This window comes from Niallia taxi (assembly GCF_032818155.1).
GTDB classification, from domain to species: domain Bacteria; phylum Bacillota; class Bacilli; order Bacillales; family Cytobacillaceae; genus Niallia; species Niallia taxi_A.
Map to the genome: position 1 here is coordinate 290277 of NZ_CP102590.1, position 25958 is coordinate 316234.

22 protein-coding genes are annotated in these 25958 nt (G+C 38.7%); 4 read left to right on the forward strand and 18 right to left on the reverse strand.

Going from position 1 to position 25958, the window contains the following annotated elements; genetic code table 11:
- Window positions 1-110: 110 nt before the first annotated feature.
- From frlD to gabR, 5 genes are all read right to left on the reverse strand, one after another.
- Window positions 111-893: a fructoselysine 6-kinase gene (gene frlD / locus NQZ71_RS20610; protein ID WP_317012265.1), complete on the reverse strand. Its 783-nt coding sequence runs from the start codon at window positions 891-893 to the stop codon at window positions 111-113.
- Window positions 894-903: 10 nt separating this feature from the next.
- A complete protein-coding gene (locus tag NQZ71_RS20615; RefSeq protein WP_127740543.1) occupies window positions 904-1335 on the reverse strand; it encodes a secondary thiamine-phosphate synthase enzyme YjbQ in 432 nt (143 codons plus the stop codon).
- Window positions 1332-2201: an amidohydrolase family protein gene (locus tag NQZ71_RS20620; protein WP_317012266.1), complete on the reverse strand. Its 870-nt coding sequence runs from the start codon at window positions 2199-2201 to the stop codon at window positions 1332-1334. Before NQZ71_RS20620 ends, NQZ71_RS20615 begins: the two co-directional genes overlap by 4 nt.
- Window positions 2202-2263: 62 nt before the next feature.
- A complete protein-coding gene (locus NQZ71_RS20625) occupies window positions 2264-3277 on the reverse strand; it encodes an SIS domain-containing protein (protein ID WP_317012267.1) in 1014 nt (337 codons plus the stop codon).
- Window positions 3278-3630: 353 nt separating this feature from the next.
- On the reverse strand, window positions 3631-5043 hold the full coding sequence (gene gabR / locus NQZ71_RS20630; RefSeq protein WP_317012268.1) for a MocR-like transcriptional regulator GabR: 1413 nt from the start codon (window positions 5041-5043) through the stop codon (window positions 3631-3633).
- A gap of 106 nt (window positions 5044-5149) precedes the next feature.
- On the opposite strand from gabR, the gene gabT reads away from it, so the two are divergent.
- Entirely contained in the window at window positions 5150-6451 is a 1302-nt protein-coding gene (gene gabT, locus NQZ71_RS20635) for a 4-aminobutyrate--2-oxoglutarate transaminase (protein ID WP_317012270.1), read from the forward strand.
- Between the two features lie 13 nt (window positions 6452-6464).
- On the forward strand, window positions 6465-7856 hold the full coding sequence (locus NQZ71_RS20640; protein WP_317012271.1) for an NAD-dependent succinate-semialdehyde dehydrogenase: 1392 nt from the start codon (window positions 6465-6467) through the stop codon (window positions 7854-7856).
- Between the two features lie 54 nt (window positions 7857-7910).
- Here NQZ71_RS20640 and menC read toward each other — a convergent pair whose 3' ends face one another.
- From menC to NQZ71_RS20690, 10 genes are all read right to left on the reverse strand, one after another.
- Window positions 7911-9035, reverse strand: a complete 1125-nt coding sequence (gene menC, locus NQZ71_RS20645; protein ID WP_317012273.1) for an o-succinylbenzoate synthase — start codon at window positions 9033-9035, stop codon at window positions 7911-7913.
- Window positions 9036-9048: 13 nt separating this feature from the next.
- Window positions 9049-9696: a GntR family transcriptional regulator gene (locus NQZ71_RS20650; protein ID WP_144454500.1), complete on the reverse strand. Its 648-nt coding sequence runs from the start codon at window positions 9694-9696 to the stop codon at window positions 9049-9051.
- On the reverse strand, window positions 9665-10909 hold the full coding sequence (locus tag NQZ71_RS20655; protein WP_144454499.1) for an MFS transporter: 1245 nt from the start codon (window positions 10907-10909) through the stop codon (window positions 9665-9667). Before NQZ71_RS20655 ends, NQZ71_RS20650 begins: the two co-directional genes overlap by 32 nt.
- Window positions 10881-12275, reverse strand: coding sequence for a M20/M25/M40 family metallo-hydrolase (locus tag NQZ71_RS20660; protein WP_317012275.1), 1395 nt, complete (start codon window positions 12273-12275; stop codon window positions 10881-10883). Before NQZ71_RS20660 ends, NQZ71_RS20655 begins: the two co-directional genes overlap by 29 nt.
- Window positions 12276-13076: 801 nt before the next feature.
- A complete protein-coding gene (locus tag NQZ71_RS20665) occupies window positions 13077-13691 on the reverse strand; it encodes a malonate decarboxylase holo-ACP synthase (RefSeq protein WP_317012277.1) in 615 nt (204 codons plus the stop codon).
- Window positions 13685-15358, reverse strand: a complete 1674-nt coding sequence (gene mdcD / locus NQZ71_RS20670; protein WP_317012278.1) for a biotin-independent malonate decarboxylase subunit beta — start codon at window positions 15356-15358, stop codon at window positions 13685-13687. The genes NQZ71_RS20665 and mdcD overlap by 7 nt, the downstream gene beginning before the upstream one ends.
- A complete protein-coding gene (locus NQZ71_RS20675) occupies window positions 15348-15647 on the reverse strand; it encodes a malonate decarboxylase subunit delta (protein ID WP_317012279.1) in 300 nt (99 codons plus the stop codon). The genes mdcD and NQZ71_RS20675 overlap by 11 nt, the downstream gene beginning before the upstream one ends.
- Window positions 15648-15665: 18 nt before the next feature.
- Window positions 15666-16484, reverse strand: coding sequence for a triphosphoribosyl-dephospho-CoA synthase (locus NQZ71_RS20680; RefSeq protein WP_317012280.1), 819 nt, complete (start codon window positions 16482-16484; stop codon window positions 15666-15668).
- A complete protein-coding gene (mdcA, locus tag NQZ71_RS20685; RefSeq protein WP_394374148.1) occupies window positions 16484-18118 on the reverse strand; it encodes a malonate decarboxylase subunit alpha in 1635 nt (544 codons plus the stop codon). The genes NQZ71_RS20680 and mdcA overlap by 1 nt, the downstream gene beginning before the upstream one ends.
- Window positions 18115-19026: an ACP S-malonyltransferase gene (locus NQZ71_RS20690; protein WP_317012282.1), complete on the reverse strand. Its 912-nt coding sequence runs from the start codon at window positions 19024-19026 to the stop codon at window positions 18115-18117. Before NQZ71_RS20690 ends, mdcA begins: the two co-directional genes overlap by 4 nt.
- 123 nt (window positions 19027-19149) lie before the next feature.
- Between NQZ71_RS20690 and NQZ71_RS20695 the strand changes: the two genes are divergently transcribed.
- Together NQZ71_RS20695 and NQZ71_RS20700 are read left to right on the forward strand one after the other, a co-directional pair.
- The gene (locus tag NQZ71_RS20695) at window positions 19150-20025 is read left to right on the forward strand and encodes a LysR family transcriptional regulator (protein WP_317012283.1); all 876 of its coding nucleotides are present in this window, start codon (window positions 19150-19152) and stop codon (window positions 20023-20025) included.
- 184 nt (window positions 20026-20209) lie between these two features.
- Complete coding sequence (locus NQZ71_RS20700; RefSeq protein WP_317012284.1) at window positions 20210-21694, forward strand: aldehyde dehydrogenase family protein; 1485 nt, start codon at window positions 20210-20212, stop codon at window positions 21692-21694.
- A 1493-nt stretch (window positions 21695-23187) separates the two neighbouring features.
- On the opposite strand, the gene NQZ71_RS20705 is transcribed toward NQZ71_RS20700, so the two are convergent.
- From NQZ71_RS20705 to NQZ71_RS20715, 3 genes are read right to left on the reverse strand one after another with little or no spacing between them, the layout of a single operon-like run.
- On the reverse strand, window positions 23188-23718 hold the full coding sequence (locus NQZ71_RS20705; RefSeq protein ID WP_317012285.1) for a hypothetical protein: 531 nt from the start codon (window positions 23716-23718) through the stop codon (window positions 23188-23190).
- A gap of 22 nt (window positions 23719-23740) precedes the next feature.
- A complete protein-coding gene (locus NQZ71_RS20710) occupies window positions 23741-24718 on the reverse strand; it encodes an SAR2788 family putative toxin (protein ID WP_317012286.1) in 978 nt (325 codons plus the stop codon).
- Between the two features lies 1 nt (window position 24719).
- Window positions 24720-25646 (reverse strand): S8 family serine peptidase, encoded by a 927-nt coding sequence (locus NQZ71_RS20715; protein WP_317012287.1) that lies wholly within the window; start codon window positions 25644-25646, stop codon window positions 24720-24722.
- Window positions 25647-25958 lie beyond the last annotated feature (312 nt).

Consider the following 25958-nt stretch of genomic DNA (forward strand, 5'->3'; position numbering starts at 1 on the left):
TTTTTTGCAAATGCTTTAGGCTAATATATGATTTTGGATAATAACTAGTCATAGCCAATTTTAAAACAGGCTGGGACAGACATGTTTTCCTCATTCCTTCATCACTCCATTTAATAAGGGTTAAATACCTGTACAACCTTTGAAGCAATGTTTGCACCTGATTGTAAGCATTCCTGGATGTTTTTTCCTTTAACAAGACCATGTATATATCCTGCTATAAACGAATCACCGGCGCCAACTGTGTTTACAACAGGAACACGGACAATATCCGCTTCGTAGAAACGGTTGCCATCATAAGCAATGCTGCCCTTTTCCCCTAATGTAACAATAACCGTCCTTGGACCAAGCTGATGCACATCTTTCATGTATGCTTCAATATAAGCGTCTTTTTGTTGATAGGAGAAAAAGGCATAATCGACATTTGGCAAAATTGCCTTAACCTCTGCATTTTCAAGCTTCACGGTAAAATCATAAACAATTTGCACACCTGTTTGTTTTATTAGTGGAAGCTGATGATTTATTTTTCCCCAAAAGGATGTGTGTACGAGATCATGTTCAGCTATGAACTCCATATCATTCTGATTTAGCTGGAAGTTTTCAAGCACACCTTCAAAATACTTTGTATGAATTCTTTCTGTGCCTTTTAAAGCCATCTTCGTGATAGCTGTATTGCCTTGTTTTTGCTTAAAAAAGGAGAGGTTGATGTTATGTTTTTTCAAAAAGCTAAGCATTTGCTCCCCATAATCATCATTACCTGTCACACTGACAAGGGAAACTGGCACAGACAATCTGCTTAAATGAACAGCAACATTGACAGAATTACCAGTCGGACAGCTGATGCCAAGCTCTTCATAATCATCGATACAGTTATCACCAACAGTTACGACCCGCATGATCTCCCTCCTATTCTCCGAGAATATGGACAACAAATTCCCGAAGCAATGGTCCGTCCATTTCCACAAAATAGATGGTTTGCCTTGAGCCTATCACCATTTCCCCGTCATGGAGCGGAAAAAAAGTATCTTTCCCAATTAGAGCAGATCTTAAGTGGGAATAGCCATTAACCGCCATTTGTCCATCTGAGTGCAGGAATCGTGCATGATGATAATCATTTACTCGTGGTGCAAGGCGCTCCAGCATCTCAAGCAGGTCCTTTTCAATATCAGGCAACCCTTCATTAACGGTAATGCCACTAGTTGTATGCTTTGTCATAATATGAACAGTGCCAATAGTTAATCCTGCTGTGGCAACAGCTTCTTTCACGGTGTCTGTAATATTAATGATTTCCAGATCATGTTTTGTTTGCAAGGAAATTGTTTTTACAACTGATTTCATCCCTCGTTCCTCCGATCCAAATCCAGTAATACAGCAGCATTATCATGAAAAATATTCGCTTCAAGCTTAGGATTTAACTGCAAATCCTGTACAGCCCAAACAAGCCTTTTAGGATCAACTCTTGGTGCATTAGAGCCAAAAACAATCTGCTTGGCAAGGCTTCGCTTTATATTGTTTAGACCAATCTGCTGCTCAAGCACCTGTCTAACTGAATCAGATGGAGTACCACTGAAAAGGATAGATGTATCAAAATAAACATTTTTGTATTTAACTCCAAGCATAAAGGCTTCAGAAACCCATGGCCACGCAAATTGTGCAATGATAACCTTTAAGGCTGGAAAATCTTGAATGACTTTTTCGAGCATTAGCGGATGTGCCAATGCCGCTTGACCTATTGGTGATAAGCTCATGCCACAGTGAAAAAAGATCGGTATGTCTAGTTCACAGCAAAGCTGATAGATTGGATAAGCATAATCTTTATTGTTTATATCAAATTGCTGTAAGGAAGGATCTAATTTCAGTCCTTTTAGTCCATATTCCTTGATTGATTTTTCAAGCTCCACTACTGCATTAGGACTCTTGGGATCGACGGAAGCGAAACCAATAAAGCGGGAGTTTTTTTCCATCAACCAGGAAATTTGTTCATTTGTGACGAGCTTACAGCCATGTGCAGTGGTGCAATCAATTGGCATTATAACCGCCTTTTCAATGCCCGCCGCATCAAGCTGATACATATGGGACGCAAGTGAGTGCGGTGAACTGTAAACACCATAAACATCCTTAACGTATTTTTCGAGTGCTGGGTCTTGATCAACGATTTCCTTTATATGCAGCGGGTGCTGATGAATATCAATCAGAATAATCACTACCTTTCATTAGAATGGTGTGCTGAAGGAGTATGTTAAGAATACTCCTTCAGCATTTGCTATTAGTAAGCAAGTGTCCGGTAATATCTTCTCTTATCCAATGAATGACCGCGCTTATCCTCTAAATGAATACTCACACGTTGCAAAGCAGTTGCTAGGACGAGCGGTGCTAAATACTTTCTGAATTCTGTGCTGATACCCTCAAGAGCATAGTCTTTTGTATCAAAGATCGTTAGCTTTTTCGTAAAGTCATTCGCAAAATTCTCAACACGATCCATTAATGGACGAGTCTCATCCTCTGATTTTAAAAGAATCATACTCATATTCTCATCAACAATCTCGATTGTGCCATGGAAAAACTCTGCAGCATGAATCGCCTTTGTCGGAATCCATTGCATTTCCTCCAGCACACACATGGAATAAGCATATGTTCTGCCCCATGCAGTGCCAGAGCCGACAAGCATATGATACGTTTCATCCTTATATTTATTGGCAAAATCCTCTGCCTTTTTATCACTGTCTTGTTTCACTTGTACTAATTGATCGGGTATTGCCTCTAATTGAGAGATAAATCTTTCATAGTCTTGAAACTCACCGTTGTTATGAATCAAGCGGAAAATAACGATATACATTTGCAGATTAATAGAATCTGCCGCAAAATCATTTTCAGCATAGTTAGCAATTGGATAATCAACGATATTCGCTAAAGCAGTTCCCATTTCACCAACTAAGCCAAGCGTTGTTGCTCCTCTTTGCTTACAGAATTCCGCTGCAGCAACTGTTTCTGCAGTTGTCCCTGATAACGATGACAAAATAACAAGCGAATCCTCGCCAAATTGCTTATGGTTTTGCAGCATAAACTCTGAAGCAATCTCCGCGTATGTTGGAATTGTTGAAATCGAATTTAGCATATAATCAAATGGATACATAATCGCAATCGAACCGCCTGATCCAAGCAAAAAGATATTTTTAAATTTTTTCTTGGAGATTTCATCAACCTTTGCTTCAATTTCGCCTCTTAATCCAACTGCCCCTATTGTGACTTTTAAATAGTTTTCCTGATTAAATTTTAACAATGGTAATCACTCCTTATCTGATTGTATTTCTGGTATATACCAAAAATAAGAAAATAGTTTTGTGTTGTTGCAGATAATAATGGTACGGGATAAATCATAGGAACCTGCTTTGATGGCTGTAACGGAAGAAGTTAAAAACTCTTGTTGAAAAGTTTCGTAATGTGGTAAGGTGCTAGTTTGTTCCCTATGTATCAGTATTTCTTTAAATAACACATAGATGACGTGAATTCTTTATATACTGGTATATACCAAATCATTGTTGATATGGTATATACCAAGATTTACTTTGATATTAACACAGTCTGTTATTTTGTACAATATTCTAAATTATATTTATTTTTCGACAAATTTCCTCAACTATTAAAGATTCGATATAACCGCTCTACTGCTTCGACAATCTTGTCTTCCTCCACATTGGCAAAGCCTAATACCAGCTTAATCCCTTTCTCCTTCGTACAGATGTCCTTTAACAAGAAACGTTTCATACTATAAATCTCAAGCTTTTCTTTCACGGCTCTTTCCTCTATTTCCTGATAGCTTTTTTCTGAATGAACATGAGCAAGAAAATGCAAGCCTGCAGGGACAGCGTCTACTTCGATTTTATGAGAAAACCTTTTATCAAGCTCTGTGATTAACCGCTTTCTGCGCGACTCATAGTGGTGGTTCATCTTCTTGACATGTTTTGCATAATTCCCACTTTCTATAAAATAATGCAAGGTGTAAAGCATTAATGAATTACTGTACTGGATGAAATTAGTGTAATATTGCCGATATTTTCTTAACAATTCAGGAGGTAAAACCATATAGCTGATCCGCATTCCAGGCAGCACTGTTTTTGAAAAGGTACCCATGTAAATAACGCGTTGATTTCGATCTAAGCTCTGTAAGGAAGGAATATTATCTGTCTCATATTTAAATTCACTGTCATAGTCATCCTCCACAATATATCTATCATCCCCTTTTGCTGCCCAGTTCAACAGCTCGATTCTTCTTGAAATCGGCATGATTTTACCTGTAGGAAATTGATGGGACGGTGTCACAAATACAATATTGGCATTTGTAGCTTCTACATCTGCCAGTTTGATTCCTTGGTCATCTAAGGATATCGGCTCAACAGCAAAATTCATTTTTTTTAGCAGCTCGTAAAAGCGGGCATACCCTGGATTTTCTAATGCGATGACAGAATTATGGTTCATACATTCCATCAATTGATCAACCAATAATTGTGTACCTGCTCCAATCACGATTTGTTCTGGTTCACAATTAACACCACGTGAAATAGCAATCATGCGACTAATTGTTTCCCTCACTTCATATGGTCCCTGGCTGTAAGTCATTTCGGATAGCTCTCTTGTATAGGACTTAATCGCTTTTTCCTGACACTTCAGCCATTCCTTAAATGGAAAATAGGAAATATCAGAAGTCATATGTGAAAGGGACAGCCACCCATCTCGACGTACTGGTTTTTCTCTTAAGTCTTCAGGCAGTTTATCTGTACCCCCGCTTTCTTGTTGTACAAATTCTGTTATGTTTTCTACAAAATAGCCTTTTCGTTCCTGTGTGTAAATATAGCCTTCTGCCAACAGCTGTTCATAGCCAATCTTTACTGAATTAATACTAACATCCAAGCCTTCCGCTAATGCTCTTTTCGATGGCAATTTTTCATGGGCCTTCAGTTTACCATTGAGTATATTGTCTTTAATTCCTGCGTAAATTTGCTGGTAAATAAAATTGGTATCTCGTTGTTTATCAATTAATAGGAACATACTCTCCTCCCATCTGGTACCAGATTTTTTTCAGATTTGGTGCTTTTTATTATATCAGATTATTGCCATAATTCTCTCATAATCTATCGACAAGGGAGAGACTAAGATGCCAACCTCTTATTCACTAACAGCACAATTACAGGAAAAAAGAGCTAAATACGTGCCGAAGGGTGTCAGTAACGGCAATTTAAATTTTGTCAAAGATGCCAAAGGAGCAACGGTAACAGATATTGATAATAGAGAATGGATTGATTTTGCCGGTGCAATCGGAACATTAAACGTCGGCCACAGTCACCCGAAAGTAACGGCTGCTGTTAAAAACCAGGTAGAAAAGTTTTTGCATCCTGGCTTTAACGTCATGATGTACGAGGGCTATATTAATCTTGCAGAAAAACTATGCCAAATTACTCCTGGAGATTTTGAAAAACAAGCGATTTTCTTTAACTCTGGAGCAGAAGCGGTTGAAAATGCGATTAAAATTGCGCGCCGCTATACGAATAGACCTGCAGTCGTTTCGTTTGTCCGAGGGTATCACGGCCGCACTAATTTAACTATGGGCATGACAAGTAAGGTGAAGCCATATAAGTTCGGGTTTGGTCCCTTCGCTCCCGAAATCTATCAAGCTCCTTTTCCATATTTGTATCATAAACCAGCTGGAATGACAGACGAGGAATATGTAGACCAGGTTATTCAAGACTTTGAGGATTTCTTTATCGCAACAGTTGCACCAGAAATGGTCGCTTGTATTGTGATGGAACCAGTACAAGGTGAAGGCGGGTTTGTTATCCCTCCAAAGAAATTTGTCCAAGCAGTGAAGCAATTCTGTGAGTCACATGGAATTGTATTTGTGGCAGATGAAATTCAAACTGGCTTTGGCCGTACTGGCAAATTATTTGCAATCGAGCATTTTGATGTGACTCCTGACTTAATCACTGTATCCAAATCACTAGCCGCTGGTCTGCCGTTAAGCGGTGTTGTCGGTAAAACAGACATATTAAATGTTGCGGATCCTGGCGAGCTTGGTGGCACATATGCAGGCAGTCCTGTTGCATGTGCGGCAGCATTAGCAGTTATTGATATTGTAGCAGAAGAAAATTTGGTAGCAAAAGCAGAAATCATCGGGCAAACCATCGAAGCGAAATTGCAGACGCTTCGTACAAGACATGACTTTATCGGCGATATCCGCCGCTTAGGAGCAATGGTTGCTTGTGAGATTGTAGAGGGTCAGGGAAACAAAAAGCCAAACAAAATAAAAACAGCACAAATTACAAAATTTGCAAATGAAAATGGATTACTACTCCTTTCAGCAGGCCTTAAAAGTAATGTCATTCGCTTCTTAGCTCCACTTGTTATTACAGATGAAGAGCTGGAAACGGGATTAGCAATTCTTGAAAAAGCTTTTGAATAAGGGTGGGATATAGATGACCAATATATTAGAAGTAAAAAATCCGGCGACAGGTCAAGTTATTCAAGCGATTCCTATTAATACAAAGGAGGAAATTAAACAAGCCATTAAAAACGGCCATAAAAGCTTTAAAAAATGGGCAGGAATCCATGCTCATGAGCGCTCCCGTTTGCTGAAAAATTGGGCGCAAATCATACAAGCACATAAAGCAGACATCGCTGAAGTTATGACATTAGAAAACGGCAAGCCTTTGGCAGAATCACTCGGAGAAGTCGATTATGCGACAAGCTATATTGACTGGTATGCAGAGGAAGCAAAACGCATTTACGGAAGAACGGTGCCTGCAACCTCTGAAACAAAAAGGATTGTTGTAACAAAACAGCCAATCGGCTTAGTTGCTGCCATAACACCATGGAATTTTCCTGCGGCGATGATGACGAGAAAAGCAGCACCAGCATTGGCTGCAGGCTGTCCGTTTATTGTCAAACCAGCTCCTGAGACACCATTAACAACGATGAGGCTGATCGAGCTTGCACACGAAGCTGGTATTCCTGTTGATGTCATTCAATATGTAAATGGTGATGGACCTGATATTGGCGAATTGTTTACTAGCAGTGAGTATATTCGTAAAATTACGTTTACAGGGTCGACACCTGTTGGGAAGCAGCTAATGAAAAACAGTGCAGATACTGTCAAACATATGACGATGGAATTAGGCGGTCATGCCCCACTCATCGTTGCAGAGGATGCAGATCTCGAATTTGCTGTGCAGCAAACAATGCTGACAAAATTCCGCAATGCCGGCCAAACATGCGTTTGTGCGAACAGAATTATTGTTCATGAAAGTATTGCCGAGGTTTTCTCAACAAAGCTTGCAGAAGCAGTCAATAAATTAAAGGTTGGTAATGGCCTTGATGAAGCTACACAGATAGGACCAATCATTAACGAAAAAGGCTATAACAAAATAGTCAAGCAAATCAATGATGCCCTTGCTAAAGGCGCAGTCGCTCTTGCAGGAAATCATTATACCGCAAATACAGAATACGGTTATTACTTTGTTCACCCAACTGTTTTAACAAACGTAACCCTTGATATGACCATTATGCAGGAGGAAACATTTGGACCAGTTGCGCCAATTATTACGTTTAAGAATTTAAAGGAAGCGGTCGAAATCGCGAATGGCACACCATATGGTTTAGCTGCTTACTTCTTTACAAATAACTATAAAACAGGCATCTATTTGAGCGAAAATCTCGATTTTGGGATTGTTGGCTGGAATGATGGTGCACCATCTGGAGCTCATATTCCGTTTGGAGGCATGAAGGAAAGCGGGATTGGCCGTGAAGGCGGCTTGGAAGGAATGGAACCATATTTAGAGACAAAGTATTTATCCATTGGCAATCTGTAAGTAATTATGATAAAAGGCTTGAGCTATCGGATAGCTCAAGCCTTTTTATCATTTTTATACAGCTACACTCTCGTTAACTACCACTTTCTTCTCAACCGTAAATTGATCAAGTGCTTGATCATCTATATCATAGCCAATACCTGCTTGTTGTGGCACATCCACAAATGTGCCGTTTAGCTCGATTTCTGGTTTAATGATATCTTGGTTGTAATAGCGGGAGGATGCTGCAATATCATTTGGCAATGTGAAGCCTGATAGTGTAGCAACTGCGACGTTATGTGCACGCGCGATACCTGAATCTACCATGCCGCCACACCATACTGGAATTCCGTGGCTCTCACAAAGTGCTTGGATTTTTTTCGCTTCTGTTAAACCGCCGACACGGCCTACTTTAATGTTGATGATGCCACAGCTTCCTAGTTCAATTGCTTTGCGTGCATCCTCGACTGTATTGATGCTTTCATCAAGACAAATTATTGTGTTGATTTGGGCTTGCAGTGTTGCATGGTCTACAATGTCGTCATGATCAAGTGGCTGTTCGATCATGATTAAATCTAATTTATCCAGCTCCTTGAATACTTCGATATCATCTAATGTGTAAGCAGAGTTAGCATCTGCCATTAGCATTATGTCGCTGAATTGCTCGCGGACAGCTTTCATGATTTCAACATCTTTACCTGGTTTGATTTTGATTTTAACTCGTCTGTAGCCTTCATCTAAATAGCCTTGCACAATCTTAACCATTGTGGCTGCGTCCTTTTGAATACCAATGCTGACGCCTGTTTCTACTTGTGTTTTCGTTCCGCCAAGAAGCTGGTAAACAGGCTTGTTTTCGATTTTTGCATACAAATCCCAAAGTGCACAGTTAATTGATGATTTTGCTAGGTTGTTTTTACGGATATGCTCGAAGATTGTGCTTGTTTCGTCAGGATGAGCAATATCGCCTGCTTTAAGCAATAATGGAATTAAGCAATCCTGTAATGCTGCCCAACAGCCGTTTACGAACTCTTCATTGTATAATGGGTATTCAAATGCAGAACACTCCCCGTAACCAACTTTCCCTTCGCCATGAATCTCAACAATGATGCATTTTTTTGCCGTCATTGCCGCAAAGCTTGTTTCAAATGGTGCTTTCAATGGAATATCAACTTTTCTGAGAACAATTTTATCAATTTTCATGGTCAAACACTCCTTAAGATTGTTTTTTCAAATATTCTTTTAAATTTGTTAATACACGGTTGTTGTGAGTCAGCAGGATGTCCTGCAGCTCTTCAAACTTAGCTTGTTGTATCAAATCAAGCATCTTCTCATGCTCCGTTATAGAGAGATGGATGCGATTTTCAAATGTGAAGTTGAGGTTTTGGAACATTAATAAAGGATATTTTAATTTCAAGTAGAACTCCTTCAGCACATCACTATTCGTTAAACAAATCATGTGATAATGAAAGTTAAAATTCATCAGTGTATAGTCTACTTGATTTTTCACTGTTTTCATTTGCTTCAATTCATCTTGGAGTGAATTGAACGAATAATCAGATATATCATTTTGGTTTAAGCGGCGAATTGCCATTTGTTCGATATTGTTTCTTATTTCGAAAATATCGTACACATCCTGCGCCGAGAATTCCTTAACAAAGCTGCCTTTTCGCGGCACCTTCACAGCAATTCCCTCCTGCTCCAACCGGTACAGTGCTTCTCTTACAGGTGAACGGCTGACAGAGAATTTCTCCGCATAATCACTTTCTCGAATCCGACTGCCCTGTGGTAATTCACCATTTATGATTTGATTGACCATATAATGAAAGATCTCATTGGGCAATTGTTGGGTTTGCAGTAACATCCTCTTCTTCCTTTCTTTTTGGTACAGCACGTAAAGTTAATGAAACGATAAAGGAGAGAGCCACAGCAGCAATCAAGAATATAAACGCTGCATTGTATGAACCATTAAATAAATCAATCAAGAATCCAATCGCAAGTGGTGCAACAAAGCCGGCAATTTGTCCGCCGAAATTAACAATCCCAGAAGCGGAGCCGAACTTATCTGGTAAAATGAAGCTCGCTAATAACGCAAAGATTGATCCAAATGCAATTGATTTAAAGAAATAAACTAGTATTTGGAAAATGATTACGGAAGTTAATGTTTTTGATGAGTACATTCCGTAAATAAGTACTGCAGTTAAGATAGAGACAATACTTAGCAAGTATTTTTCTTTTTGCTGGAAGAACTTCATCATCAGCCATCCGCTCAAGGCTGCCCCAAGTCCTGCGGCAATGAATGGGAGCGGCACAAGAATCGAGATTGCTTTTAAGTCAACACCACGGACATTTAATAAATAAGTTGGCATCCATGAATCTAACCCCTTATTTACAATACTTACACCGAAACAAATGATGACTAATTGCCAAATGATTGTGCTTTTTAATAGCTCTTTATAGCTGATAGAGTTTTTCGTTTTTGCTTGGGCTGCAGCTGTAGTTTGCTTCATTGGACGAAGCCAGAAGTAGTAGAAAACAGCGAAAACGATACCGATAACACCAATAATATAAAACGTGCTTCTCCAGCCAACAGCTAAAATTAGCGGTGCAATGACCAATGGTGCAATGGCACTGCCGACATAGTTAGAAGACAGCATACCTGTAACAGCTTTTGGTCGCTGAGACTGTGGGAATACTTCAGAAACAGCCTTCAAGCTAGCTGTTGGATAAGCACCTTCACCAATACCGAAAAGTATACGGATAAACAATAAGGACACTAATGACCAAGCCATACCAGTCATCGCTGTGAAGACCGACCATAAGAGGATCGCAATAAGTGCGACAATATTGGAGCCGAACCTATCTGCTAGCCATCCACCTGGTATTTGCATTAGGGCATAACTGAAGAAGAAAACACTGACAACTAAACCAAGCTGTGTTGCATCAAGGCTGAATTCAGCCCCTATGTACGTTAAAGCAAGCGAAATGGCAGCCCTGTCGATATAACAGATACAATAGCCAATGTACACCAATGTAAATACAAAATATTTAGATCGAACTCCCTTTAACGTACTCATCTTCCTTCACTCCGCCCTCTATAATTTTAGAAATTTCCGAGATAATATGATAAGTAGATTTAATACCACTTTCAAAATTAACAAGCTTAAGATTTTCATTCGGCGCATGATTCGCTTGATCAAAGTTAGCATAAGGAACAATAAGAACTGGAACATTTAAAATATCTGTCCACACATAGTTTGGCAATGTTCCCGGCATAACCGGCTCTAAAATAGGGTCTGTGCCGAAGCCTTGTTTAAGTGCTGCCAATACTGGCTTAACAAAAATGGAATCAATGTTTGTACTAGACGGAGGAGTGGAAACCATTTTTATAACAGAAACGCCTTCAATTGGTTCAATCATTTTTTCGATATTTTGATAGATTTCATCAGGGTTTTGCTTGCCGACAAGACGCATGTCTAATTTCAGCAATGCTTTTGATGGAATAACCGTTTTTGCGCCTGCATCAACATAACCACTGTTAATACCTGAGATATTTAGGGTTGGTTCATACATTAATTTTGTGAAGTATTCTTCTTGGGAGAGTGTCAGGTTAGGTAGCCCGATCTTAGCTGCTAATGTTTCATTATCATATGGAATCTGATTTAATATCGCTTTTTCTTGCTCATTTGGTGCTTGTACGCCTTTATAGAAGTCTTTAATTGCCACCTTGCCATCATTACCCTGCATTTGTGACAATAATTCCACTATCTTCCAAGCAGGATTTTTAATAATATTGCCAGTGTTTCCAGAATGATTATCCTGGCTTGCAGAAACTGCCTCAAGCTCTATATATAACATTCCGCGAACACCAAGACGAAGCACAGGTGCGCCGCTTTCATGACACGAGCCGTCGATGGAAATCGCTAAATCTGATTTTAATAAATCATCCTTATGCTGTTCGACAAAGCTTCCAAGGTTTGCACTGCCTTGCTCTTCCTCTCCTTCAAACACAAATTTCACATGAAAAGGAAGCTGTTTATGTATTTCTAAATAAGCCTTTATCCCAAGCAATTGCGCCATTAGCTGCCCTTTATTATCACCAACACCACGGCCATACAAGCGGCCATCTCTTACGTTTGGCTCAAATGGCGGGCTAACCCATGCATCAACAGGATCTGGTGCCATCACATCGTAATGACCATACAATAAGACAGTAAAATCCTGCTGTCCTTTTATTTCCCCAAACACAATCGGGTGACCAGCAGTTTGAATGACCTGCGTTTTAGCTTGAATGCTTTCTAGTAGCGCAGATACCTTTTCTACCGTTTCCTGCATCCCTTCACCGCTGGAGCTTATACTCTTTTGTTTAACAAGTGCGATAAGTTCATCTATATTCTTCGTTCTGTTCGAATCAACAAATTCTTGAATATTAGTAGCTGCCACACTAAAACCTCCTTCACCATTGTCGATTGTCGACAATTTCTAATCAATAAGTTACTACCTTGAATACAAGAAGTCAATATATTTTCAGAAAATTATCTATATTAGATTTATTTGGATATGATGCTTTTTTGAGATAAGATGGTTGATTTATTATTGTGGGATAGAAACTATGAAACTTATGATTGGTATATAAGAAAAGGTGGAATATTGGTTTCCTCCCTTTATGTGTGGCAAAATTGGTTTTTCTTTATTGCTTATTTTTTAAATTAATTTTGCATTTATTTGGATACGTAAAATTTATTATTCGTTAGTTAATCCATGCTCTTCGTTTCTTATTTCGACTTGTTTATCTGTGCGAATTGGTATCCTATCTAATTGCTGTAATGTTTTCCAAATCATCAGAATAAACAGCTTAAGTCCCGTTTGGTCAATGTCTTAACATATAACTTTACCTCATTTCTTAAAAGCATTCCTTCCAGTTGAAAACCTACTTCTCCTCATCATCACATATTCTTACTATATATGACTGTGCAACTCATATAACCCTAATTTTATAACATACCTTAGTTTAATTTTCATAAAAAAACAGCTTTAAAATGTTACTAAAAAAGCACCTACTTCCGAATTAATGGGAGTAAAATCGTTGCCCTTTCCGTGAAAAGTAAATATAGCGTTTGAGTCATAATCTATAAAAATAAAATAGACTGCCCGCAAACCTAAATTACAATAAGTTTGTAGACAGCTTAAAGAGAAAAGTATTTCCCCACTTACTTATAATTAGTTTCTATTAGACCTCCTCTATTACCAAGGGTTATAAACTAATTCAGGTCCTTTTTGGGTGCGTAAAATCAATGAGTCTGTTCGTTTATTTATCCATTCTCGCAGTAAAAATGCGCCATTATTTGTTTCTATTTGGATATCTGCGCGGATTTGTAAGCTATCTAATTTCTCCAGTACCTCTATTGCCTCGTTTTTATTAATCGGATGTGGTGCATATACGACGATATCAAGGTCGCTTGTGGCTTTTAATGCTGGGTATCCAGTTGCTATTTCGAAGCCTGCACTGCCTGTTGGACCCCATTGCCAGTCACCCATGATTTCTGCCACTTTATCGATGCTTTTTAAAACAGGCAGTTCTCGTCTTTGTGCGTCAAGTAAATTCCAGCTTTTTTGTTGTGCCAGCATGTATGGAGTGATAATCTCTTCGATTCCGTTGCGATGTAATATTGCTGCTTGCCGCTGATTACGTTGCTCGCCTCGGATACCTACAGGAATGAAATCATTTGTTTGTTCTGCTCGGCGCACGACAACGAATGGGGCACTCCTTAATGAGGCAGTGACCCATTCGTTGTCTTCCTTCCATTCCAGCAGTGATAGATCAGAGACTTTTATTAAGTCATGTGGCTGAATTACCATTGCTGTCTCAGCATTTTACGGACCTTCAGTGTTGCAGCACGTCCACCGTTTATTGCTTCGTCTGTTTGCAGACGGAAGCTTAAATCAGTCGCTGCATCATTTGTACTCGCAATTGCCTCATGCAATGTTTGTTCTACTGTTTTTAAATCATGTTCTGTCGGTGAATCGGCGTTAATATTGGTAAGTAATTTATACAGCGGTCCTAATGAATGATAGCTGTGAACATCATACGCCATAGACGGCACTGACTTTGTTGCTTTTTCCAGCTGTTCGATCGTGCGCTTTGTTATTCTCGCTGCTGACGCTTTTGACATTGCTTGAATGTTAATTTTGTCATCGTCTAATGCGATAAGACGGTTCGACTGCAAGCCATGTGCTAAAAAGGCCCCGGAAATGGCATTGCCGCAAATTAGCCCGATAACTGGGTGACCCTTTTGTCTTGCTGTTGCATACGCATCTGCACTTGCGGCAAGTGCTAAGCTGATGCCAACCAGTTCCTCTTTATAGCCATATGCCTGGCTTGGCACATCAATTACGGCGATAATTGGGCGTTTGACTTCTTTATCAGCATCTTGACTTATAACATCGCGTACTATTTGTGCTGCAGTCCAGCCTTCAAGCAGTCCTACTTCCCCATTGCGAGCTCGAGGAAAATGATTATTCGCATCTGGAACAATCGCAATATAGCGAGCTGATTGACCATTTTTGATTACATCGGCCGCTAATACAGATGGTGTTGCACCTGTCGGATGAGTGATGCCAGTCAGTTCAGAGAACCATTTATAGCCTCTTGATTGTGAAATGTCTGCATTCCCGTCTTCCGCCATTGGTACGGCCTGCTTTTCCGCTTGATGCTGTTTAAAGTAATCTGCATACTTTTCAGGATTCCATTCTGCAGAAGAATCGATTCCTTTAAGTAATGAAAGATGGAAGTCAACCTGTTCTGTTTTGGCAGGTCTTTTGCCTTTAGATAGCGCCACCTTAATTGCCTCAGCTATCGACTCCATGTCATCTTCTACTACTTGATCAAGCAGCCCCGTTCTAACGCGTTGTTTTGCACCAATTGTATTCCAAATCAATGCCTTGTCACTTGAATCAAATTCCAAAACACCAGCCTCTTGCTCAATTACCTCTGGTCCATTCAGTCCTAAGCGGGCTTTGTTTGTGGCAAGCAATGTTGTGCAAAGTTCAGCGACAATCGACATGCCACCGAATGCACCGACTCGACCTGGAACCAAACCAACTACAGGGACATAATGACGTAATGCAACAATTTGATTCGCAATTTCGGAAATTGATAATAGCCCATAATTCGCTTCCTGAAGGCGCACACCGCCAGTATCAAATAAGATAATCGGATAAACAGCATTGCCTTGTTTATTATCTTCCAAAGCCAGTTCAAGTGCTCCAGCAATTTTCGCACCGCTGACCTCGCCAATACCGCCACCTTGAAACGAACCTTCTAATGAAATAATGACAACATTTTTCTGATTGATTTGTCCGCGCGCAATTATAACACCATCATCGCTTTGTGGAACGATTCCTTGTGGCTCTAGGTGCGGTGACTGCATTTTATCAAGAGGTCCCAGCAATTCACGGTAAGTGTCTTTATCCAATAACGCTTTTGCCCGCTCACGTCCATTCAATTCTACTAAACTATTCCTCAATTCTGAGCACCTCCAATGCTTGGGTAAGCCTTAATTGGACCACACCTGGTGTTGCACCAAAATCATGTATTGTAATATTTGCGGTGATAGGATAGCGATTGAAAAAACGTTCCAATACATTTCCCCATACCTCGCCAAAGCCATCACTGCCTGTAAGTACACTAACTTCCGTTGTCGTTCCCTCAACCGGCTCGATAATAATTTCCAAATCTCCTGACCCGACAACACCAATATGTGTGGCGGACTGAATCGGTTTAGAAGTTTCAAATTGAAACTGTAGTTTTTCCATTCATGAACACCTCCGTAATTAACTGACTAAAAATATTGTCGCTGCTAATAAATCAGCGCTTCCTCCTGGTGAAAGCCGTTTGGATTTGCAGTAGGCAGATAAGCATTGAAAAATGTCTCTGCCCAGTTCTGTCGCAAATCCCCCATTTTCTAAAAACTCGTGTGCCATGCTTTTTATTTCTACTAAATTCGCCCAGTCTCCACGGTGCAAAATACATGTATCGTCAACCGTTGCCATTAAGGATAAGAGGGCATCAATTCGGGCAGCATCCTCCGTCTTCCCTAGAGTACGGGCATTTATCAATGCAGGCAATGATGCATGACGAATATGAGGAAAACCAAGCTGTGCTTCTTCCTCCGCACCCATAACAGGATACTTCTTTTTTACGGCCTGTCCGTGGGTTTTGCTTATTGGTCTGTAGCGATCTTGATAGGATGCAATTCTTCCTGCTGTTTCTAATATCTTTATAGGGTTTTGCTCCTCTGGATTCGTTGCCTTTGCACTAACCAATAACCCTAATGCCCAAATAGCACCTTTATGTGTATTAACTCCATTTGTAGCGGAAAGCATCGTCTGCTCCCCTTGCCTTCCAATTGCAGCTATTTTCTCACGCAGCTCTTGATTGACAGGATGGAGATAGGAAACAGAAGCAATTTCTCTGAATGTCTCTTCTAATGCATATGCTGATGTCAGCATGAGTTCAAGAGACATATCAGCATGTGAGCCACTATTGTCTGCATCAACTAAACCTGGCTTAGGTGTCAGCATCGCTTCATCAATTAACGCTTTTACCGCTTTTGCAGCCAATGCCTCCTCAAGAGTTGCAGCAAATAGCATTAAGACCAGCTCCGGAATTTCGCAGGTGGCTCGTAAAGGCCCTCTGACCATTCTACTAGGTCACTAACAGACTGTGCGGCAAGCAGGGAGCGTTTAGCTTGCTGTCTGGCAATGCCAAGATCCTCTGGATAGGCGACAATGCCTTGGTCTCTAAGACTTTTAACGTCCTTTTCTATGCTTTCCATACCTAACGGTGTAACACCGGCGATTGCAGCAAGGGCTTTTTTCCGTTCTTCTAAGCTATCAGACTTATAAAGATAAGCGATGCCTTCTTCTGTAATTACATGTGTCACATCATCGCCGTAAATCATCGTTGGTGTAACCGCAAGTCCTGATTGTGTTTTTACTTGTATCGCATCTAAAGACTCAACAAACACCGGCTTTTTATTTGCACCAAATGTTTCAACCATTTGCACAACAAGCTTTCGGCCTTTCGCAAGCTCATGCGGTTTTTCAATCATATCAAGCCATGCTGGTGTTGCATGACGGCGTCCGCGTGGATCATGCCCCATATTTGGTGCACCGCCAAAACCTGCTAACCGTCCTGCAGTTACAGTTGAAGAGTTTGCTTGAGCGTCCATTTGCAGTGTGGAACCGATAAACATATCAACCGCAAATTGGCCCGCTACTTGACATAATGCACGATTGGAGCGCATCGAGCCGTCTTTACCGACGAAAAAGATATCTGGTCTTGCCGCAATATACTTCTCCATGCCGACTTCACTGCCGAAGCTGTGAATACTCTCGACCCAGCCGCTTTCAATTGCCGGTATTAAGGTTGGGTGAGGATTTAATGCCCAGTTTCTAGCAATCTTTCCTTTTAAGCCAAGCTGTTCCCCGTATGTTGGCAGCAATAGCTCGATAGCTGCTGTATTAAAGCCAATTCCATGATTTAAGGATTGCACCTGATGCTTTCCATACACCCCTTTAATGGCCATCATCCCCATCAACACTTGTAATTCGGTGATGTTTTGCGGATCACGTGTAAACAATGCTTCAATAGCATATGGCTTATCAGCTTTCACCACTACATCGACCCATGAACCTGGTATATCAACACGAGGCAATTCATCAACAATGTCATTTACCTGCACAATGACAATTCCGTCTTTAAAAGCAGCCGCTTCTACAATCGTCGGTGTCTCTTCGGTGTTATTGCCTGTATACAAATTTCCGTCTCGATCCGCTTTATCTGCCGCAACTAACACGACATCTGGAATTAAATCGATAAACAATCGTCCAAATAACTCTAAGTATGTATGTATATCGCCTAGCTTCAACGTGCCATCCTCAATCATTTGCGCAACACGCAGACTTTGCGAACCAGAATAGGAAAAATCAATTTTTGAGGCAATTCCATAGTCAAATATATCTAAATGTTCAGGCATTGAAATGCTCGACATAATCATATGCAGATCATTTACCTTCGAAGGATCCACTTCTAATAGTTTTTTAGAGAGGAAGGATGCTTGCTTTTGATTATCCCCTTCTAACACTACCTTCGAGCCTGGTTCAATCAGCAGCTCCATTAATTCCACAATCCGCGATGTGTCTACAAATTTTCCGTTCAGCAAGCGGCTTGCTTTTTCTAATTTCGCTCGTTTTTTATCACGCTTTTGCGTCCATTTATTCACTCTGCTTGCTCCTTCCATTTATTAAGTAAGTATCTTGCTGCTTCAAGACCGACCTCACCAACAGTGATTTGCTTTGTTGTTCCATGTGCTTGCTTAACAAGGTTTGTTAAAACATTACCAGGCGGCATTTCTACAAAAGTATCCGCACCTGACTCTACACATATCTCAGCCATATCATGCCAGCGCACAGGATACGCAACATTCAAAGCCAAGTCTTCAGCAATTTTGTCTTTTTGTCTTAAAATCCTTCCAGTGTGATTTGCTAAATAAGGAATTTTCGGATTATTTAAGGTAAACGTTCCTACTAACTTCAGCAGCTCTTGTGAAACATCAGCCATTAATGGGCAGTGTGATGGGATTGCTACTTTAAGCATTGTTGTTTTTCTGGCGCCGAGCTTTTGGGCATGTTGGAAAGCTGTATGAATACCTTCAACTGATCCAGACACAGCAATTTGCTGTTCTGCGTTAATATTGGACAGATACACCGGCAATGCTTCTGTATGGGAAAGCTCAACTGCCTTTTTCACCTCACGCTCTGTAAGACCGCTGATAACACCCATTCCATAACCGTCTGGATATGCTTCCTCAGTCAGCTTCGCCCGCTGATACACTAGTTTAATAGCATCGTCAAAAGTCAATACACCCGCAATAACAGCCGCCGCAAATGCACCAATCGAATGCCCTGCCACAAACTGGGGCTGAATTCCCTGCTTCATTAACTCTCTTGCTGCCGCTACTCCTTTCACAAACAAAGCTAACTGCACCCAGAAAGTCGATTGAAAAGCGTACTCATCATCTCTTAAAGTAATTCCAATATTCTCTTTGACTTGATTCACATAGTCTGGCACATCACTCAGCATTCCAGGAATTTGTGCACCTTGCCCTGGAAAGGTAAAGGCAATTTTCATGCTTTTCGCTCCTAAAGGTTTATACAATTCTTTACAAACTTTATTTTAATGTGTTTCAATAAAAAATAAAAATATATTTTCGGCACCGATTAATAACCAAATGGTTATAAGGAGAGTTTCGATATGGATTTACTGCAGTTAAGATACTTCCAAGTAACAGCAAAGCATGAAAATATCACACATGCTGCCAATGAACTATTAATATCACAGCCTGCCCTCAGTAAAATGATTCGCAAGCTTGAGACAGAATTGGATATAAAGCTGTTTGATCGGAAAGGCAAAAACATCTTTCTCAATACAGCTGGCGAAAAGTTTTTAAAGTGGGTAAATCTATCACTCTACGCCCTAGAACAGGGCGTTTCAGAAATGAAAGACATTAAAAACGGGCAAATGGATACGATTACCCTTTATGTAACAGTCGGTTCGATGCTGCTGCCAAAGCTTCTCCAGCAGTTTCGGACTAAGTTTCCAAAAACGCGCTTTAATTTGACACAGCACACGAATAAAAGTATTAGCTACAATTTTGCGATTACCTCAGAACCATTGGAAGGTAATGAGCACATCGTCTTACTGGAGGAAGAAATATTACTTGGTGTTCCTATCTCTCATCCGCTAAGCCATTTAGACTCCATATCTCTCAAGGACTTGGAGAAAGAGAAATTCATCAGCTTAACGAGTGGCAAACCATTGCGGCACACAACTAATAAACTATTCGAACAAGTACATTATGAGCCAGATATTATTTTCGAAAGTGATGATCCAGCTACAGTACGAGGACTGATTCAAGAAGGACTTGGAATATCCTTCATCCCATCTATTCTTTGGAAAAATGTCAGGCAGGATCCCCTTAAGCTGCTGCATATTAGCGAACCAGAATGCAAACGGACGATTTATTTATGCTATCCAAGCGGGCATTCGTTTACAAATGTAGAGAAATCATTGTTCGATTTTCTCGTTGGTTTTTTTGAAGAACAGATTAGTGAATCACAAGGTCATTGAAGCTTTTAATCTTCAATGGCTTTTATTATGTTGAAATATGTTGATATTTATCTGTTAACTTACAAGGAAATGCTTAATCTTGTCAAATATTATCAGAATTTTTATACAAGTAATTGTTGTTTCCTTATTTTCACAGTGTTAACATTATTTTTGTAAGCGATTACAAACAATGAGGAGGAGTTACATGACTCAATTATCTGGATTGCTAAAAGAAAAGGTAGAAAGATTCCTTAACGGCCAGAAAAAACTATTTATTAACGGTGAATTTGTTGAAAGCACCTCACAAAAAACCTTCGATACATACAACCCGGCAACAGGAGAGGTGTTAGCAACTGTTTTCGAAGCAGGCCCAGAAGACATTGACCGTGCTGTCAAAGCAGCCCGCAAAGCATTCGATGAAGGCCCATGGTCCAAAATAAGCGCATCTGAAAGAAGCCGCCTCATGTATAAACTCGCAGATTTAATGGAAGAAAACAGTGCCGAGCTAGCACAGCTCGAAACATTAGATAACGGCAAACCAATCCGCGAAACAACAAATGCCGATATCCCACTGGCAGTCGAGCATATGCGCTACTACGCAGGCTGGTCCACAAAAATCGTCGGCCAAACAATCCCAGTCAGCGGACCATTCCTAAACTACACACGCCATGAGGCAGTCGGAGTCGTCGGCCAAATCATTCCATGGAACTTCCCGCTTCTAATGGCAATGTGGAAGCTCGGCGCTGCACTAGCAACAGGCTGTACCGTCGTCCTAAAGCCAGCCGAACAAACACCACTGTCAGCCCTTTACCTCGCAGAATTATTCCAACAAGCAGGTTTCCCAGAAGGAGTCGTCAACATCGTCCCAGGCTTTGGCGAAACAGCTGGCCAGCCGCTAGTAGATCACCCATTAGTAGATAAAATCGCCTTCACCGGATCGACTGAAATCGGTAAATTAATTATGGCAAATGCCTCAAAAACATTGAAACGAGTTACATTGGAGCTTGGAGGAAAATCACCGAACATCATCCTGCCAGATGCAGATTTATCAAAGGCAATACCAGGTGCACTTAACGGCGTGATGTTTAACCAAGGACAGGTTTGCTGTGCCGGCTCCCGTGTGTTTATCCAGAAGAAGCATTTTGATAATGTCGTTGCTGATATGGCATCACATGCAAAAAATATTCAACAAGGTGCAGGTATTCATGCAGATACAGAAATTGGCCCGTTAGTTTCTGTTGAACAGCAGAATCGAGTACTTGGCTATATTGAAAAAGGCCTAAACGAAGGTGCACAGCTTGTAGTCGGCGGTACTAAGCCACAAGAACAGGGCTACTTCGTTTCCCCTACGATATTCGCTGATGTACGCGATGAAATGACAATTGCGAAGGAAGAAATCTTCGGCCCAGTTATTTCAGCAATGCCTTATGATGATTTAGATGAATTGATTAGCCGTGCTAACAGCAGTGAGTATGGCTTAGCAGCAGGAGTATGGACGCAGAATGTTGGCAAAGCCCATTATATTGCGAGCAAGCTCCGTGCCGGAACTGTTTGGGTGAATTGTTATAATACGTTTGATGCTGCTTCACCGTTTGGTGGATATAAGCAATCTGGAATTGGGCGTGAGATGGGCTCTTATGCGTTGGAGAATTATACGGAGGTTAAGAGTGTTTGGGTTGGTTTGGAGTAGGGTGTAATAATTTAAATGATTAGAAGGTGCTGGGTTCTAGTACCTTCTTCTTGTATTCTCAAATAATAATGAAAGTGTGATGGATATTTCTAACAGTATTAAGAAAAAGAAGTAGCTTTTGACTAGGAACTCTCCCTTTAATTAAGCTATTTCCAGAAATCTAAATACTATCTTGCTTTGGTTTCTTCCTCTTCCTCATTGTTAATTTTATTCAACATGAAACAAGCTGATGCAGTTATAGCAAGTGGAATGAAGGCTTGATAAACCTTTGATACATCATCTTTAATAGCGTAGACTACTAATGCTAGGATTGAGACTATGGTATATAGAACTATTATAATTGTATTCATGACAAATCTATGGTTATTTTTCATAGAAATTCACCTCATCATTTTCGTTAACCACTATAATATCTTCATCTTATTGAAGGGTTTTGTCCAAGCCTCTTTCAATTTAGTGTTAAATACTTTTATAAATCGCTAATAACTCTATTAAAATAAAGAATACCAACCCTAAAAAAACAAAACATTTAAATTAGGAGATATTATTTCAATCCTACAGTAAAGTCATAAACATGTATTTATATAAAAAACAACTCTATTATATGTATAATTATACCTACAGTTCTTTAAAATGTCAGATATATAACAAAAATATTCTAATTATTATTTATTTAGTTTTTTAAATATGATAATAGATATTATTGTAAATACAATCATTGTAATAACAATCATCCAAATACTATATGTTGTACTGGCCAGCTTACTGTTCATTTCATATACAATTCCATAGTGTTTTTTGTAATCTAAGATTTGTTCTGGTGTCGCATGTTCAAACACCGTTTAAAATACAATATACTGTATTTTCACTAAATTTAACTAGTTGTATTATAACATAGAAAGTCAATATTTGAGTGCTTCTATATATTTTTTTGAAAATTTTGTATAAGATTGTATTATTTTGTTTTACATAGATTATAGATATACATAAAAACTAGTACAATTTATGGGTAAATTCACTAAGAGTGTCAAAAATAAAGCGGTTAATTGTGATGATTATTGCTTACATTTATTTAAAAGATTGAGAATTATAATTCTTTATTTATTACCATTGCAAGCGTTAATGGAACAAAGGGAATTCCGGCAAGTTAGCCCTGTGATACATTCTCATGTCTTTGTGCATCAGTGAATTCGTTGCGAAACATGTCTTTGCTCGTAAGTTATTTAGATAAACTATTAGGAATAACACGTTAAGATATTTTCGATTTAATTTATAATGAGAATACGGTAAAGCAAACGTTTTTTAAACCTGGTATACCTATTAAGAAAGTTAAGCTGTTATATCAAATAGTACTTCAAAAATTTGCATCTAGGAATATAAGGAAGAGGTCTTGTTACTAATGTTAGCGAACTAAGTTCAAGTTAATAAGCTTTTGTATCTAGATATAAAAAAGCAGTGACAAAATATCACTGCTGAACTTTAAAAAAACAATCTTAAATTTTTGAACTCGACTCCAATATATTTTTATACTCCGATTCTTCATTAAATACTAATCCACTATTACAAAAATCTACAAAGTCTTTAAAAGAGGTTTTTATTACTTCAATCAATTCATTTGAAGGGATAGATACCTTTGAAGTACCATCATGCTCTCCTGAATGAATGGAATCCAAAATAAGAATATCATTTGTTCCATCTTTAATGATTTTGAATGTTGATGAATTATCTAATAAAATAATTTCAAACTCATCTACTTTTTCATGATTAATAACTAGCCAAGCAAGATCATCCCATGTAGAGAGTAAATCCCCAGTTTCCTCTATATCATTTAGGAACGTTAAATCGTTATATTTAATTTCTATATAACCATTAAGGTAAATTTGATTCTCATATTCAAGATACTTTTCAGCAGCTTTTTTTGCATCAGGATGATGAATTGGTATGAATTTTTTAGATTCTTTAGATAAGTAACCAAACTCTGGGATATAGTTGCTAATATATGTGTTTATTTTAAGTGTTGTCAATTTAGTAACCTCCGATTAACTACTATTCTTCTACTGGAAATGCAGTACTAATGCGTTTATCCTTGGTAACTATTACTCTATATTTTACACCATTAACTTTTGATTCAATTGTTGTTTTTTGCCCATTCTTTATTCCTTTCTCAACTTTAGAAGAATTTTTTCGTATAACTGTATTAATAATATTTTTAACATCATTAATAGATAAATCTGGGTTATACATATTTTTCTTTTGCTTGCCAGTCCAATACCTCGGATGATGAGTTTCAAGAACATGTGACATTTTACTCTTAGTTACAGTTATTTTGTATTTTCCTGCTGTAACAGTATAATCTTTAAAGTTTTTTAAAGCACTTTTTGCCGTTTTATTTGAAACTTGTTTGAAAGTTCTTTTTCCAATTGTGATTACTGCCTTTTTTCCAACATAATTAATAGCTATCTTTACGGCTGTAGCTCCTATAATATAAAAGACGTATGGTGCTATTGATGCACTTAATTCTGTATTATCATACTCAATTGTTTCTCCGGTAATAGAATCTGTAAAGGTTACTTTAAACTTTTCTCCATCTACTTCATTTACCTCAACATCATAATCATATGCTGTTGTTTGCCCCTCCGAATCAGTAACTTCTCCTGTCAATTTTATATTCTCAGATTCAGCATCCATGTCTACTTCAACTTTTGCAGACAAATCTTCATTTTCAATATTACTTTCAAGTGTGATATTATCTTCAGTTGCTTCAGTTATTTCTGCATTGAGTTCTTCTACATTCTCTATACCTACTTCATCAGCAATTTCACCTATTTGATTTTGAAAATCTTCATTTACTTCTTGGATATCCTCATCAATATTATCTACATCCATTTCATTCTCAGTATCCATTTTAGAATTTATGTAGCTAGTGTTATCTATTCCTTCAGCCGAGGCTATTCCTAAGACTTTTGGGTGAATCAATGAAACGATTAAAGTACAAGCTATTAATAATGATGTGACTTTTTTCATTTTATTCCTCCTCTTCTACTATTAAAATACCGTAACCATAATCTTTAATAGGCTCTTTTTGTATTACAGACTGTCTTATTATTTGCATAAATTCGATATATGAAGAGTGGGATTTAATAGGTCCAAACTTTACTAGTTTTCTAGCGATAATGCCAGTTGCAAAGGCGGTAGAGAATGAGGTTCCACTAAAATACTCATATTTTCCGTCATTCGAGGTTGAGAAGATTTTATCACCTGGTGCCGAAAAGTCAATTTTACCTTTGGCAGCAGAACTAGTCCTTTTTAATTTTGTATTTACTGAATTTATCGACAGAACATTCTCATATTTAGCTGGAAAATCCACACCAAAACCATAGGTATTGCCTGCTGCTGCAACAATTATTATTCCTTTATTTATTGCATCATCTATTGTTTTCTTGAGTTGTCTGTCGTCTATTTGTACACCAAAACTAATATTGATAATATCCACTCTTTCGGCAATACACCATTCTATACCTTTTATTAAATTTTCGATTTTACCTTTTCCATTTTTGTCTAGCACTTTAACATTATATAATTCAATATTTTGGGAAACGCCTGTTATACCATTATTATTATCATTGGCAGTAATTATGCCGGCAACGGCCGTTCCATGTCCATACTCATCTTCTAAGGGCTGATTATTAAATGTATTAAGTGCTTTAGTTATTTTTCCACTTAAATCATCATGAGGAAATATACCACTATCTAAAACTGCAACTTTTATTTTAGACTCGCTTGGTTTTTCTTTGTAATATTTAATAGCATCAAATCCCCAATTGTAACTTTCTTCTTGATTTACTTTTGTTTTTCTCTTGTCTAAAGGATTACTATCGCCTTTTGAGCCGTAGATAATGAGAAAAATAAAAGTAATTAATAAACAGGCTGTGAATACATAATATTTCTTCATAAATCTCCTTTCATTATATTATTATATTATTCATAAATTTCCTTGTAAACTATAATTTGGTAAAAAAACAGTAAATTGGTAATTAGAGACTGAGTATACTAGTAAAAAGGGTCTAGACATATTCAAGTTTAATATAAATGAAGTAAGCAGAAAAACATTCAGTATGGGTAAAAAAAGAGCAAGAATTATTAAATGGGAATTATAGCTTTACATAAGTAACGAGTTAAAGCGCATTGAATTCAACTCTCCTTGCATGCAGATATCTTAAATATGCAATTAAAAAATGCCGACATCCATTGATATCGGCATCCC

What these genes read in the sequence shown, in the direction of transcription:
- frlD (WP_317012265.1), bottom strand. Translation starts at nt 893, where the DNA reads ATGCGGGTCGTAACTGTTGGTGATAACTGTATCGATGATTATGAAGAG.
- NQZ71_RS20615 (WP_127740543.1), bottom strand. Translation starts at nt 1,335, where the DNA reads ATGAAATCAGTTGTAAAAACAATTTCCTTGCAAACAAAACATGATCTG.
- gabR (WP_317012268.1), bottom strand. Translation starts at nt 5,043, where the DNA reads ATGTTCCTATTAATTGATAAACAACGAGATACCAATTTTATTTACCAG.
- gabT (WP_317012270.1), top strand. Translation starts at nt 5,150, where the DNA reads ATGCCAACCTCTTATTCACTAACAGCACAATTACAGGAAAAAAGAGCT.
- NQZ71_RS20640 (WP_317012271.1), top strand. Translation starts at nt 6,465, where the DNA reads ATGACCAATATATTAGAAGTAAAAAATCCGGCGACAGGTCAAGTTATT.
- menC (WP_317012273.1), bottom strand. Translation starts at nt 9,035, where the DNA reads ATGAAAATTGATAAAATTGTTCTCAGAAAAGTTGATATTCCATTGAAA.
- NQZ71_RS20650 (WP_144454500.1), bottom strand. Translation starts at nt 9,696, where the DNA reads ATGTTACTGCAAACCCAACAATTGCCCAATGAGATCTTTCATTATATG.
- NQZ71_RS20655 (WP_144454499.1), bottom strand. Translation starts at nt 10,909, where the DNA reads ATGAGTACGTTAAAGGGAGTTCGATCTAAATATTTTGTATTTACATTG.
- NQZ71_RS20665 (WP_317012277.1), bottom strand. Translation starts at nt 13,691, where the DNA reads ATGGTAATTCAGCCACATGACTTAATAAAAGTCTCTGATCTATCACTG.
- NQZ71_RS20675 (WP_317012279.1), bottom strand. Translation starts at nt 15,647, where the DNA reads ATGGAAAAACTACAGTTTCAATTTGAAACTTCTAAACCGATTCAGTCC.
- NQZ71_RS20680 (WP_317012280.1), bottom strand. Translation starts at nt 16,484, where the DNA reads ATGCTATTTGCTGCAACTCTTGAGGAGGCATTGGCTGCAAAAGCGGTA.
- NQZ71_RS20690 (WP_317012282.1), bottom strand. Translation starts at nt 19,026, where the DNA reads ATGAAAATTGCCTTTACCTTTCCAGGGCAAGGTGCACAAATTCCTGGA.
- NQZ71_RS20695 (WP_317012283.1), top strand. Translation starts at nt 19,150, where the DNA reads ATGGATTTACTGCAGTTAAGATACTTCCAAGTAACAGCAAAGCATGAA.
- NQZ71_RS20700 (WP_317012284.1), top strand. Translation starts at nt 20,210, where the DNA reads ATGACTCAATTATCTGGATTGCTAAAAGAAAAGGTAGAAAGATTCCTT.
- NQZ71_RS20710 (WP_317012286.1), bottom strand. Translation starts at nt 24,718, where the DNA reads ATGAAAAAAGTCACATCATTATTAATAGCTTGTACTTTAATCGTTTCA.
- NQZ71_RS20715 (WP_317012287.1), bottom strand. Translation starts at nt 25,646, where the DNA reads ATGAAGAAATATTATGTATTCACAGCCTGTTTATTAATTACTTTTATT.